General features: G+C 56.1%; 13 protein-coding genes and 2 tRNA genes. 1 reads left to right on the top strand and 14 read right to left on the bottom strand.

Translation table 11 applies throughout. The features are described from left to right. Nucleotides 1-166: 166 nt before the first annotated feature. The 14 genes from rpsO to rlmE all read right to left on the bottom strand — a co-directional run bounded on the left by rpsO (nt 167) and on the right by rlmE (nt 13242). Complete coding sequence (rpsO, locus tag OKB77_RS00750) at nt 167-436, bottom strand: 30S ribosomal protein S15 (RefSeq protein WP_005338797.1); 270 nt, start codon at nt 434-436, stop codon at nt 167-169. 144 nt (nt 437-580) lie between these two features. Then, nucleotides 581-1531, bottom strand: coding sequence for a tRNA pseudouridine(55) synthase TruB (gene truB, locus OKB77_RS00745; RefSeq protein WP_005338798.1), 951 nt, complete (start codon nt 1529-1531; stop codon nt 581-583). Nucleotide 1532: 1 nt separating this feature from the next. Further along, complete coding sequence (gene rbfA, locus OKB77_RS00740) at nt 1533-1970, bottom strand: 30S ribosome-binding factor RbfA (protein ID WP_005338799.1); 438 nt, start codon at nt 1968-1970, stop codon at nt 1533-1535. 55 nt (nt 1971-2025) lie between these two features. Next, entirely contained in the window at nt 2026-4719 is a 2694-nt protein-coding gene (infB, locus tag OKB77_RS00735; RefSeq protein WP_005338806.1) for a translation initiation factor IF-2, read from the bottom strand. A gap of 20 nt (nt 4720-4739) precedes the next feature. After that, nucleotides 4740-6242 carry a transcription termination factor NusA gene (gene nusA / locus OKB77_RS00730; protein ID WP_005338808.1) on the bottom strand — a complete coding sequence of 501 codons (1503 nt, stop codon included), beginning with the start codon at nt 6240-6242 and terminating at the stop codon, nt 4740-4742. 14 nt (nt 6243-6256) lie between these two features. Continuing rightward, complete coding sequence (gene rimP, locus OKB77_RS00725; RefSeq protein WP_005338809.1) at nt 6257-6715, bottom strand: ribosome maturation factor RimP; 459 nt, start codon at nt 6713-6715, stop codon at nt 6257-6259. Nucleotides 6716-6881: 166 nt separating this feature from the next. Next, a tRNA-Met gene (locus OKB77_RS00720) sits at nt 6882-6958 on the bottom strand. Nucleotides 6959-7050: 92 nt separating this feature from the next. Beyond that, a tRNA-Leu gene (locus OKB77_RS00715) sits at nt 7051-7135 on the bottom strand. A 7-nt stretch (nt 7136-7142) separates the two neighbouring features. Further along, the gene (secG, locus tag OKB77_RS00710; protein ID WP_005338811.1) at nt 7143-7469 is read right to left on the bottom strand and encodes a preprotein translocase subunit SecG; all 327 of its coding nucleotides are present in this window, start codon (nt 7467-7469) and stop codon (nt 7143-7145) included. Beyond that, nucleotides 7470-8234, bottom strand: a complete 765-nt coding sequence (gene tpiA, locus OKB77_RS00705; protein ID WP_107682538.1) for a triose-phosphate isomerase — start codon at nt 8232-8234, stop codon at nt 7470-7472. It lies immediately after the preceding gene. A 131-nt stretch (nt 8235-8365) separates the two neighbouring features. Beyond that, the gene (glmM, locus tag OKB77_RS00700) at nt 8366-9700 is read right to left on the bottom strand and encodes a phosphoglucosamine mutase (protein ID WP_005338823.1); all 1335 of its coding nucleotides are present in this window, start codon (nt 9698-9700) and stop codon (nt 8366-8368) included. Between the two features lie 15 nt (nt 9701-9715). Then, a complete protein-coding gene (gene folP / locus OKB77_RS00695) occupies nt 9716-10561 on the bottom strand; it encodes a dihydropteroate synthase (RefSeq protein WP_236357066.1) in 846 nt (281 codons plus the stop codon). A gap of 59 nt (nt 10562-10620) precedes the next feature. Then, on the bottom strand, nt 10621-12567 hold the full coding sequence (ftsH, locus tag OKB77_RS00690) for an ATP-dependent zinc metalloprotease FtsH (RefSeq protein WP_005343537.1): 1947 nt from the start codon (nt 12565-12567) through the stop codon (nt 10621-10623). Between the two features lie 45 nt (nt 12568-12612). After that, a complete protein-coding gene (gene rlmE, locus OKB77_RS00685; RefSeq protein WP_216951950.1) occupies nt 12613-13242 on the bottom strand; it encodes a 23S rRNA (uridine(2552)-2'-O)-methyltransferase RlmE in 630 nt (209 codons plus the stop codon). Nucleotides 13243-13339: 97 nt separating this feature from the next. Between rlmE and yhbY the strand changes: the two genes are divergently transcribed. Beyond that, nucleotides 13340-13636 carry a ribosome assembly RNA-binding protein YhbY gene (gene yhbY / locus OKB77_RS00680; protein WP_005338829.1) on the top strand — a complete coding sequence of 99 codons (297 nt, stop codon included), beginning with the start codon at nt 13340-13342 and terminating at the stop codon, nt 13634-13636. Nucleotides 13637-13676 lie beyond the last annotated feature (40 nt).

Below are 13676 nucleotides of genomic sequence, written 5' to 3'. Positions count from 1 at the left end.
TGAATTTCCTTTTTACAATTTGGCTCTTTAAATTCGCGCACAAGTATACTTGATTCGATGCAAAAGGTAAGCGGCGACGCGAATTCTGTGAGGCAGGCAACGGCTTGAAGAGCAATAAAAAAGGGGAACCTGACGGTTCCCCTTTTTCGCGAAATCTGATGGTCGATTAACGACGCAGACCCAGCTTGGCGATCAGAGCAGCATAACGCTCGGAATCTTTACGCTTCAGGTAGTCCAGCAGCTTACGACGCTGGGAAACCATGCGCAGCAGACCGCGACGACCGTGGTGGTCCTTGGAGTGCTCTTTGAAGTGACCTTGCAGATGGTTGATCTGGGCAGTCAGCAGGGCAACTTGCACTTCGGGGGAACCGGTGTCGTTGGCGCAACGAGCGTTGTCAGCAACGATTTGAGCTTTGATCTCAGCATTTAGAGACATGGTAATACTCCAGTAGAGTGTTTAAAGGTTCACAGCCAATCTCTAATTCAGCCGTGAAATGAGGGCGGTATCATAATCGTCCCCGCCCCTTTTCGCAACGATAAAGAGGCGAAACGGGAAAGACGCGCTGATACCGCCTGAGGATCACTCCTCGTCGTGATAACGCACCAGTCGCTTGGGAGCTACGCGGCCATCATCATCAATCTCGCCAACCCCGATGAACTCGCGCTCCGGGCCGACCGTCATGCGAACCTGACCGCTTTGCGGCGCACCTGCCACCTGCACGGCCTGGCCCTGATTCACATAGGCAGCCACAACCGCCAGCATGTTCACCTCGGGCAAGCTTGCTACGGCGGTGTCCATCGGCAGCAACAGCGGATCCAGCTGCTCGCGCGGCGGGATGCTCTCGGCCTTGGCCTGCTCGAAGATGCACTCGAGTTGCTCCAGAGTCAGCATCCGCTCGTACGGATAGCTGGCCACCTGGGTACGACGCAACTGGGTCACGTGGGCGCCACAACCCAGCACTTCACCCAGATCATCCACCAGAGAGCGGATGTAGGTGCCCTTGCTGCAGTGCACTTCAAGGCGCACCTCATCACCTTCAAAGCTCAGCAGTTTGAGCTCGAATACGGTGATGGGACGGGCTTCACGCTCGATCTCGATGCCTTCGCGGGCATACTCGTAGAGCGGACGGCCGTTGTGCTTGAGCGCGGAGTACATGGACGGCACCTGCATGATGGGGCCGCGGAACTGGTCCAGCGCCTCGATCAGGGTACCGACAGCCACGTTCACCGGACGGGTGGAGACCACCTCACCGTCGGAGTCGCTGGTGTTGGTGCGTTCGCCCAGTTTGGCGGTCACCTCATAGCGTTTGTCCGCTTCCAGCAGATACTGGGAGAACTTGGTGGCCTCGCCGAGGCAGATCGGCAGCATGCCGGTCGCCAGCGGATCCAGTGCGCCGGTGTGACCGGCCTTGGCGGCGTTGTAGATGCGCTTGACCTTCTGCAACACATCGTTGGAGGTCAGGCCGGTCGGCTTGTCCAGCAGCAGAATGCCGTGCACATCACGGCCCTTGAAACGACGTCTTCGGGTCATCTCAGGCTTTATCCTCAGTCGTGTCATCCGGTGCGGATTCAGCTTCTTCGTCACGGCCAGATTCGGCCATGCGACGCTTGTCTTCACGCACAGTGTTGGTCACCAGGTTGGAGAGACGCATCCCCTCGACCAGGGTCTGGTCGTAGTAGAAACGCAGCTCGGGCACCACGCGCAGACGCATGGCACTGCCCAGCAGACTACGGATATATCCGGCTGCTTCGGTCAGACCCTGCAAGCCTTCCTTGATGCGCTCGGCATCATTTTCCAGCTGCAAGAAGGTGACGTAAATCTTGGCATAGTTGAGGTCACGGGACACTTCCACATCGGAAACAGTCACCATGCCGATGCGCGGGTCTTTCACCTCGCGCTGCAGGATCAGCGCGATTTCACGCTGGATCTGCTGTCCGACCCGACGGGTCCGGCTGAATTCTCTGGCCATATTCTATCCTGCGATAAAAGGGGGCCGCGGCCCCCTATTTTGTCTAACTCTCGGCTTACAGAGTCCGTTGGATTTCAACAGTCTCGTAAACTTCGATCTGGTCGCCTTCGCGCACGTCGTTGTAGTTCTTGACCGCGATACCACACTCGTAGCCGTTGCGAACTTCGTTGACGTCATCCTTGAAGCGGCGCAGGGATTCCAGCTCGCCTTCATAGATAACCACGTTGTCACGCAGAACGCGGATACGGTTGGAACGCTTGACCACACCTTCGGTAACCATACAGCCGGCAACTGCGCCGAACTTCGGAGACTTGAAGACGCTACGCACTTCAGCCAGACCGATGATTTCCTGACGATACTCAGGGGCCAGCTTGCCGCTCATGGCCTGCTTCACTTCGTCGATCAGGTCATAGATGACGGAGTAGTAACGCAGATCCAGGCTCTCGGATTCGATGACCTTGCGCGCAGATGCGTCGGCACGGACGTTGAAACCAACCAGGATGGCGCTGGAAGCAGCAGCCAGGGTCGCGTCGGTTTCGGTGATACCACCTACGCCGGAACCCACGATCTTCACCTTCACTTCGTCGGTGGAGAGTTTTACCAGCGCATCGCAGATCGCTTCCACAGAACCTTGTACGTCGGCCTTGATCACCACGTTCACTTCGGACACTTCGCCCTCGGTCATGTTGGCGAACATGTTTTCCAGCTTGGCCTTCTGCTGGCGAGCCAGCTTGACTTCGCGGAACTTGCCCTGACGATAGAGCGCCACTTCACGGGCTTTCTTCTCGTCACGGACAACGGTGGCTTCGTCACCGGCAGAGGGAACGCCGGACAGACCCAGGATTTCCACCGGCAGGGACGGACCCGCTTCCTTGATCTCGCGACCCAGTTCGTCACGCATGGCGCGAACACGGCCGTACTCGAGACCACACAGAACGATGTCGCCCTGACGCAGAGTACCTTCTTGAACCAGTACGGTCGCAACCGGACCACGACCTTTATCCAGGAAGGATTCGATCACGACGCCGTTGGCCATGCCATCAACCACCGCTTTCAGCTCCAGTACTTCAGCCTGGATCAGGATGGCCTCCAGCAGGTCGTCGATGCCTTCGCCAGACTTGGCGGACACGTGCACGAACTGGCAGTCTCCACCCCAATCTTCGGACATGACGTTGTAACGGGCCAGTTCGGTCTTGACGCGATCCGGATCCGCTTCAGGCTTGTCGATCTTGTTGACCGCAACAACCAGCGGCACACCGGCAGCCTTGGCGTGCTGGATAGCTTCGATGGTTTGCGGCATCACGCCGTCGTCAGCTGCAACAACCAGAACAACGATATCGGTCGCCTTGGCACCACGAGCACGCATGGAGGTAAACGCCGCGTGACCCGGAGTATCCAGGAAGGTGATCATGCCACTGTCGGTCTGGACGTGGTAAGCACCGATATGCTGGGTAATACCACCGGCTTCGCCAGCAGCAACCTTGGCTTTACGAATGTAGTCGAGCAGCGAGGTCTTACCGTGGTCAACGTGACCCATGATGGTCACGACCGGTGCGCGCGGCTTGGCTTCGGAGGTCTCGTCACGATCGGACAGTACCGCCTCTTCCAGCTCGTTCTCACGACGCAGCACAACCTTGTGACCCATCTCCTCGGCGACCAGCTGAGCGGTCTCCTGGTCGATCACCTGGTTGATGGTGGCCATGGCACCCATCTTCATCATCACCTTGATGACTTCAACGCCCTTGACGGCCATCTTGTTGGCCAGCTCGGCCACAGTGATGGTCTCGCCGATGACGACGTCGCGGTTCACCACGGCAGCCGGCTTGTTGAAGCCGTGCTTCATGGCGTTCGGCATGGCGACCTTGCCGCGCTTGCCTTTGCGGGCACGCGGGTTGCGAGAGTCGCGATCATCTTCACGACGACCGGCTTTCTTCGGTGCCTTGGCAGCTGCGGCAGTGCGGCGGCTGGTCTCTTCTTTCCGATCCAACTCGTCTTCTGCGGCTTGCGCATGCTTGTTGGTGGTCAGATGGTAGTCGCTGCTCTCTTTGGCGCGAGCGGCCTCTTCTTCAGCCCAGCGGGCTGCGTTCTGTTCCGCCATGAGACGAGCCTCTTCGGCTTTCTTCGCGGCGAGTTCTTCAGCTTTTTTCAAAGCTGTTTGTTCCTGTTGGCGCTTCAGTTCTTCTGCTTCGCGCTTGGCCATCTTTTCTGCCTCTTGCTGAGCTGTGCTACTGGCTGCTTTGGCGGGCTGTGAAGCCTGTCGAGCCTTTGATTGTGCCTCGATCCGCGCCTTTTCCTCAGCTTCACGACGAGCTTGCTCAGCCTCACGGCGAGCCTTCTCTTCAGCTTCGAGGCGAGCCTTCTCTTCGGCCTCGCGACGAGCTTTTTCTTCTGCTTCCAAACGCGCTGTTTCCTCGGCTTCCGCCTGACGCTGTTCATCTTCCAGCGCCGAGCGTCTTACATAGGTACGAGACTTGCGCACTTCTACCTGCACTTCCTTGTTCTTGCCGCCAGTACCCTGAACACTGATGGTGCTCTTGGTCTTGCGCTGCAAGGTCATGCGGGCAGGAGCGGCGACCTCGTCACCTCCATGCTGTTTCTTCAGGTGTGCCAGCAGAGCCTGTTTCTCAGACTCGCTGACCATGTCGTCGGCCTTGCTCTTGCTGATACCGGCATCGACAAACTGCTGGAGAAGACGATCAACCGGTGTGTCGATGTCAGTGGCAAGTTGTTTGACTGATACTTCTGCCATTCATTTTCCTCCGTTTGATCTTACTCGGACTGCTCTTCTCCGAACCAACAGATATTACGAGCAGCCATAATGAGCTCACCTGCCTTCTCGGCAGTCAGCCCTTCAATATCAGCAAGGTCATCGATACCTTGCTCAGCCAAATCTTCCAGGGTGCCCACGCCACGGCCCGCCAGAGCGTAAGCCAGTTCGCGGCTCAGACCGTTCAGATTGAGCAGCTCTTCGGACGGCTCAACGCCATCGAAAGACTCTTCTTTGGCCAGTGCCTTGGTAGTCAGGGCATCTTTCGCGCGCTTGCGCAGCTCTTCGACCATGTCTTCATCCAGACCGTCGATAGCCAGCAGCTCGTTGACCGGTACAAAGGCGATCTCTTCCAGGGTAGAGAAGCCCTCTTCCATCAGCAGACCGGCGAAATCGTCGTCGATGTCCAGGGTGCTGGTGAACAGGTTCATGATGCGGTCGTTTTCGGCCTGGTGCTTGGCACGCATGTCCTCAACGGTCATCACGTTCAGCTCCCAACCGGTCAGCTGGGAGGCCAAACGCACGTTCTGACCATTGCGACCGATGGCTTGAGCCAGGTTGGCAGCTTCCACGGCGATATCCATGGTGTGGTTGTCTTCATCAACGATAATGGAGGCCACATCGGCAGGTGCCATGGCATTGATCACGTACTGGGCCGGGTTGTCATCGTACAGCACGATGTCGGCACGCTCACCGCTCAGCTCGGCGGAGACTGCTTGCACACGGGCACCACGCATACCGATACAGGCACCGATCGGGTCGATACGACGATCGTTGGTCTTCACCGCGATCTTGGCGCGGGAACCCGGATCACGGGCAGCGCCCATGATTTCGATCATCTCTTCACCGATCTCCGGTACTTCGATACGGAACAGCTCTTTCAGGAAGTCCGGGCTAGAACGGCTGACAAACAGCTGGGAACCACGGGCTTCCGGACGCACTGCATACAGCAGACCACGGACACGATCGCCCGGGCGGAAGGTTTCACGCGGCAGCATGTCATCACGGAAGATCACGGCTTCAGCATTGCTGCCCAGATCCAGGATGACGTTGTCGCGGTTACTCTTCTTGACCACACCACTGATGATGGTGCCTTCTTTATCTTTAAACTGATCAACTACTTGTGAACGCTCGGCTTCGCGCACTTTCTGCACGATAACCTGCTTGGCGGTCTGGGTAGTGATACGGTCGAAGGTCACAGAGTCGATCTGGTCTTCAACATACTCACCGATCTGGATTTCCGGCTGATCAATTTGTGCCGCTTCCAGGGTGATTTCAGCATAGGGGTTCTCCATCGCGGCTTGATCCGCAATGACTACCCAGCGGCGATAAGTGTCGTAGTCACCGGTCTTGCGATCGATTTCGACCCGAACCTCAATCTCGCCTTCATATTTCTTCTTGGTCGCAGTCGCCAGCGCGGTTTCCAGAGCCTGGAAGATCTTCTCGCGGGGTACCGCTTTCTCGTTGGATACTGCGTCAACGACCAGCAAAATCTCTTTATTCATATCCGATAGCCTCGTTAACCAAAGTTCGGCACTATGTTCGCTTTTTGGATATTGGTGAAAGCCAACACGTCGTCCTTACCATCTACTGTCAGGGTGATCATGTCGCCTTGCACAGCTTTGATTACGCCTTTGAACTTGCGGCGGTTGTTTGTTGCCATCCGAAGCGTTACCGCCGCCTCTTGGCCAACGTATTTTTCGAAATGGGCAACCTTGAACAGGGGACGATCCAGGCCGGGGGAGGATACCTCGAGGTAATACTCCTCGGTGATGGGATCTTCGACGTCCATGATGGCGCCAACCTGATGGCTGACCTCAGCACAGTTCTCGACAGTCACACCCTGCTCGCCGTCGATATAGACACGCAAGGTGGAGTGTTTACCCGCACGGATAAACTCAATACCCCAAAGTTCAAAACCCAAGGCAACGACCGGAGCCTCGAGCAGATCGGTCAAACGTTGTTCCAACGTAGCCAAAGTCACCCTCCGAAAAACAAAAAAAGGGCATAAAGCCCAGATAGATATCGATTCAGAGTAAATTGCACATAACAAAAAGCCCCGATGTCAAATCGGGGCTTGGCGCTTTACCCTGATTGTCGCCTCGCAGCGACCGCCTTCCTGAGCGTAGGAAATGCGTGAAATTTGGTTGCGGGGGCCGGATTTGAACCGACGACCTTCGGGTTATGAGCCCGACGAGCTACCATGCTGCTCCACCCCGCGTCCGAAATCGTGCGAGATTATAGCCACTTCACTCTCTCGATACAAGACTGACTGGCTATAATACACTCGGTTTCCCGAGCTCACTGCTTAATTGGTGCCGTGGGCGGGACTCGAACCCGCACACCCTAGAGCACTACCCCCTCAAGATAGCGTGTCTACCAATTCCACCACCACGGCAAAACTCTTACTCGGGAACGTCAGTATCTTTCTTCACTGGCGCTTTGGTCTGCTCAACCTGTTGGGTTTGTTGCAGATTTTCCCACTCACTACCCTGCTTGACCTTGTTGCTGGACATAGAACCGAGCACTAGGCTGATAACGAAAAACAGAGTAGCCAAAATTGCTGTTGTTCGGGTCAGGAAGCTGCCTGAACCACCGGAGCCGAATACTGTGTTCGATGCCCCTGCGCCGAAGGAGGCGCCCATATCAGCCCCTTTACCTTGCTGAATCATCACCAGACCAATCAGAGCCAGTGAAACCAGCAGATAAACGACTAAAAGAATCTCGTACATTTAACTTGCACCCTTTGCCGCTTCAACAATTCCTAAAAACGCATCGCTATCGAGGCTTGCTCCGCCAATCAGTCCGCCATCAATGTCGGGCTGTGCAAACAAGTCTCTCGCGTTGCTCGGCGTTACGCTCCCACCATAGATGATTCTAACTTTCTCACCTATTACCGGAGTATCCTCCGCCAAGCGACCACGTATAAAGGAATGAACCTCTTGTGCCTGCTCGGGTGTGGCGCATTTACCTGTACCTACAGCCCAAATCGGCTCGTAGGCGATGATAGCATTATCGAAAGCCATCGCGCCATTTTTCTCTATGACGATATCCAGCTCTTCAGCGATCACCTCGAAGGCTCTTCTCGCCTGCCTAGCCGCACCTGATTCACCTAAACAGAGGATGGGAATCAAGCCTGCCGCTCTGGCTGCCGCAAACTTCTCTGCGACGATAAAACTGGTCTCACCAAAGAGACGCCTACGCTCGGAGTGCCCTACCAATACGTAACGACACCCTGCCTCTACCAGCATCCGACACGAGATTTCTCCAGTGTAAGCGCCAGTCGCGTGCTGACTCACATTCTGAGCCCCCAACTTTATTACCTTCTGCTCATTGAGCAGTGAAGCGCTAAAGTCGAGATGCACATGGGAAGGACAGAGAACCACATCTACTTTTCCGTCAACGCCGTTTAGGCACTGACTCGTAAACTGCTCTAACTGCGACCTACTACCGTGCAACTTCCAGTTGGCTGCTACAAACGGCTTGCGATGTCCCATCGGCAACTCCCTTGCGAAAGCGGGGCTGATAATATCCAGAGGATGCTCAGCTGACAAGTGCTATTTTTAAATTTTTGAATCGTTTGAACAAGATACAACCAGGACGGCTAAAAAGCCGCCCCGGTTGTTCATTAAAACGCCGATTCAACCTGCTTGGCGATGCGCTGAGCCATGTCACGTACCTGCTGTTCATGCTCCCCTTCGACCATGACCCGGATCAGCGGTTCGGTACCTGATTTACGCAACAGTACGCGACCACGACCAGCCAGCTCCTGTTCCACCTTGGCAACCTCAGCCATGACAGCATCAGCGGCCAGCGGATCCTTGCCTTCGGCAAAACGAACATTCACCAGAACCTGCGGGAACTTGCTCATGCCGGAGCGCAGCTTGGCCAGCGGCATCTCGGCACTGCGCATGGCGGTAAGCACCTGCAAGGCGGCTACGATGCCATCACCCGTAGTGGTCTGATCCAGACAGATAATGTGGCCGGAGTTCTCGCCACCGATGCGCCAGCCCTTCTCTTCCATCATCTCCAGCACATAGCGGTCACCCACCTTGGCACGGGCAAACGGGATGCCCAGGGTTTGCAGCGCCAGCTCCAGACCCATGTTGGCCATCAGGGTACCGACGACACCGCCTTTGAGGCGACCATTGCGCAGAGCATCGCGTGCGATGATATAGAGCACTTCATCACCGTCGATGAGATAGCCGGTATGGTCAACCATGATCAGACGGTCACCATCACCATCAAAGGCAACCCCCAGGTCGGCCTTGCACTCCAGCACCTTGGCAACCAGAGCGTCAGGCGCAGTCGAACCGACACCATCGTTGATGTTGAGGCCATCCGGGGCGCAGCCCATGGTGATCACTTCAGCACCCAGCTCGCGGAAAACCGAAGGCGCAATGTGATAAGTCGCCCCGTGGCCACAGTCGACCACCATTTTCACCCCATCCAGATTCATGTGGGAGGGGAAGGTGCTCTTGCAGAATTCGATATAGCGACCGGCGGCATCATCAATGCGCACCGCTTTGCCAAGTTCGGCAGACTCGACACACTTGAGCTCGTGATCCAGCTCGGCTTCGATAGCCAGCTCGACATCATCGGGCAGCTTGGTGCCATCGGCGGAGAAAAACTTGATGCCGTTGTCATAGAAGGGGTTGTGGGAAGCGCTGATGACGATGCCAGCTTCGGCACGGAAAGTGCGAGTCAGGTAGGCAACCGCTGGCGTGGGCATGGGTCCCATCAGAATGGCCTTGAGGCCTGCCGCAGAGAGCCCCGCTTCCAGCGCGGATTCCAGCATGTAACCGGAGATGCGGGTATCTTTGCCAATCAGCACCTTTTTGGTGCCCTTCTTGGAGAGCACTTTGCCGGCAGCCCAACCCAATTTCATTACAAAATCAGGGGTGATCGGGTATTCGCCAACCTTGCCGCGCACACCATCGGTACCGAAATACTTTCTTGCCATTGTCTGTTCTCTTTATTATCTGGAAATAAAATCTTGTCCCGTCATTGCCAGCCAACCGACGCGCAATGCGTCCATGGTCTCCCGTACATCGTGTACCCTGATGATGCGGGCCCCATGCTGCATGCCGATAAGGGCGCATGCCAGACTGCCCGCCAGACGCTCATCCACCGGACGGCCCAGCAGGTTGCCTATCATAGACTTTCGCGACATCCCCACCAATAGCGGCAAGTCATAATCAAGCAGTTCCTTTTGAGCCGCCAACAGCTGATAGTTGTGTGCAAGGGTCTTGCCAAAGCCATATCCCGGATCCAGCAACAGCTCTTCACGACGTATCCCGACCGCCAGACAAGCCGCAATGCGTTCATCAAAAAAGGCACGTACCTCCCCGATCAGGTCGTCATAGTGCGGCTCGACCTGCATGGTTCGCGGCTGCCCCTGCATATGCATCAGACAGACAGGGACAGCAGCCTCAGCCGCGGCTTGCAGTGCTCCAGGTGCTTGCAGTGCCCGCACATCGTTGATCAGATGGGCACCCGCCTTGCAACCCTCCCGCATCACCGCAGCTTTGGAGGTATCGAGGGAGATCATCACATCCAGCTCACGGACCATCTGTTCCACGACAGGAATGACCCTGTCCAGCTCCTCCTGCTCGCTCACATCGGGTGCGCCAGGGCGGGTAGACTCGCCACCGATGTCGATGAGGGTCGCACCGTCAGAGACCATCTGGCGCGCATGGCCCATTGCCCGTTCAAATTGGTTGAAATTACCGCCATCGGAGAAGGAGTCGGGCGTCACATTGAGGATCCCCATCACATGGGGACGATCGAGGGAGAGGCTGAGCCCCTTGCTGGTTAACTGCATTTTCACGTCCATCTGATAAAGAAAAACCCCGGGCAAGCCCGGGGTTTGGAGAGTCACAATTATTTGGCCGGAGCGTCGTTGGCTTTGTCGATAGTGACATCCGCCACCGGTGCAGCCTCATCGGCAGGCTTGGCCTCGGCAGCTACGGTGGAACCGCCTTGCGGGGTATCACCGTGCTCGTCATGCCAGTTGCTCGGAGCACGAACCTCGCGACGCGCCATCAGATCATCGATCTGTTTGGCGTCGATGGTCTCGTACTTCATCAGCGCATCTTTCATGCTGTGCAACACGTCCATATTATCCAGCAGGATCTGCTTGGAACGGGCGTAGTTGCGGTCGATGACCTGCTTGACTTCGGCATCGATAACGCGAGCGGTATCGTCGGACATGTGCTTGGCCTTGGCCATGCTGCGACCGAGGAACACCTCACCATCTTCTTCCGCGTAGAGCATTGGGCCGAGACGCTCGGACATACCCCACTGGGTCACCATCTTGCGTGCAATGTCGGTCGCTCGCTCGATGTCGTTGGAAGCACCGGTCGATACCTTCTCGGCACCATAGATCAGCTCTTCTGCCAGACGACCGCCATACAGACTGGAGATCATTGACTCCAGATGCTGCTTGGAGTGGCTCCAGCGATCCTGCTCCGGCAGATACATGGTCACACCCAGCGCACGACCGCGCGGAATGATGGAGACCTTGTAAACCGGGTCATGATCCGGGACCAGACGACCAATGATGGCGTGACCGGCTTCATGATATGCAGTCATCTCTTTTTCGGACTCTTTCATCACCATGGAGCGGCGTTCCGCACCCATCATGATCTTGTCCTTGGCCTTCTCGAACTCGGCCATGGAGACCACTCGGCGGCTCTCACGGGCAGAGAAGAGGGCTGCTTCGTTGACCAGGTTGGCCAAGTCCGCACCGGAGAAACCGGGTGTACCACGGGCAATCAGCGCCGGATTGACGTCATCCGCCAACGGAACTTTGCGCATGTGCACTTTCAGGATCTGCTCGCGACCACGGACATCCGGCAGACCGACCACAACCTGACGGTCGAAACGGCCCGGACGCAGTAGTGCCGGATCCAGTACATCAGGACGGTTGGTGGCAGCGATGACGATGATCCCTTCATTGCCTTCAAAGCCATCCATCTCGACCAGCATCTGGTTAAGGGTCTGCTCACGCTCATCGTGACCACCGCCCAGACCGGCGCCACGCTGGCGACCGACCGCATCAATTTCATCGATGAAGATGATGCAGGGGGAGGATTTCTTGGCCTGCTCGAACATGTCACGTACCCGGGAGGCACCGACACCCACGAACATCTCCACGAAATCAGAACCTGAGATGGTGAAGAAGGGCACCTTGGCCTCACCCGCAATGGCCTTGGCCAGCAGGGTTTTACCGGTACCGGGAGGACCTACCAGCAGTACGCCAGTCGGGATCTTGCCACCCAGTTTCTGGAATTTGCTCGGGTCGCGCAGATAGTCGACCAGCTCCTTCACCTCTTCCTTGGCTTCATCGCAACCAGCTACATCGGCAAAGGTAGTCTTGATCTGATCTTCACTCATCAGGCGAGCCTTGCTCTTGCCAAACGACATGGCGCCTTTGCCACCGCCGCCCTGCATCTGACGCATGAAGAAGACCCAGACACCGATCAGCAGCAACATCGGGAACCAGGAGATGAAGATAGAGGTCAGCAAAGACGGCTCTTCCGGCTTCTCGCCCATCACCTTGACGTTGTGATTGAGCATATCGTTGAGCAGCTGGGGATCCGGCGCCGGGATGATGGTGGTGAATCGTTCACCAGTACGCTTGACGCCATTAATGACCTTACCGTCCATCCGCACTTCACGGATCTGCTCTTGGGTCACCTCTTTAACGAAGCTGGAATAGTCCAGCTGGCGACTGGTGGTATCGCTGGGGCTGAAGCTATTGAACACCGACATCAATACGACGGCGATGACCAGCCACAGGATTAAGTTTTTCGCCATGTCACTCAAATCAGTAACCTCGCAGACTGACAGTTAACGATGAAGGTTAGGGTACTACAGTTTAAAACCGGTAGCCACAATGTAGACTTCCCGTGATCTGGCGCGGGATGAGTCTGGTTTACGAATTTTAACGGCGGAGAAAAGTTTCCGAATTTCATTCAGATAGGCATCAAAGCCCTCCCCCTGAAACACCTTCACCACAAAACTGCCGTCACTGCGCAATACCTGATGACACATGTCCAGAGCCAACTCGACCAGATACATGGCACGAGCCTGATCCACCTGCTGGGTGCCGCTCATGTTGGGGGCCATGTCGGACATCACGACATCGACCTTGTCGGGTCCGACTCGCTCCAGCAAGGCACCGAGTACAGTTTCCTCCCGAAAGTCCCCCTGCAGGAAATCGACACCGGCAATGGGATCCATAGGCAGAATATCGCAGGCGATGACCCGACCCGATTCGCCAACCTGCTCGACCGCGAATTGGGACCAGCCGCCGGGGGCAGCCCCCAAATCCACTACCGTCATGCCATTTTTCAACAGGCGGTCTTTGCCCTGGATCTCGTCGATCTTGAAAACAGCACGGGAACGCAGCCCCAATTTCTGGGCTTTTTTGACGTATTGATCGTCGAAATGTTCTTTTAACCAGCGGGTGGAGCTGGCGGAACGTTTTTTCTGGGTCATGATAATCGACTTTAAAAAACCACAAGGGTTATTAGTATTAAGGGCTAAGTGGGGGTAGAATACGCCCCTTTCAACCCTGACTTATGAAGAAATTGCGATGATTCTCAACAATAAACAGAAACAGTACCTCAAGGGCCTTGCCCATAGCCTCAAGCCTGTCGTCCTGCTGGGTCAGCATGGTCTGACCGAAGGTGTACTGGCCGAGATCGATCTGGCACTGAACCATCACGAGCTGATCAAGGTTAAGGTTGCCTCTGAAGATCGCGAAATGAAACAACTGGTTATGGATGCTATCGTCCGTGAAACCGGTTCAATCAAGGTGCAAAGCATGGGTCATGTGCTGACCATTTATCGTCAAGCCAACGAACCCAAAATCCAGCTGCCCCGCAAGTAAAAGGAAAGAGCATCGCTCTTTCCTTATTCCACTTCTTCCC

It is taken from the genome of Aeromonas sp. Y318-3, assembly GCF_027706185.1.
Classification (GTDB): Bacteria; Pseudomonadota; Gammaproteobacteria; order Enterobacterales; family Aeromonadaceae; genus Aeromonas; species Aeromonas veronii.
This window is presented reverse-complemented; position numbering and strand designations above follow the sequence as displayed.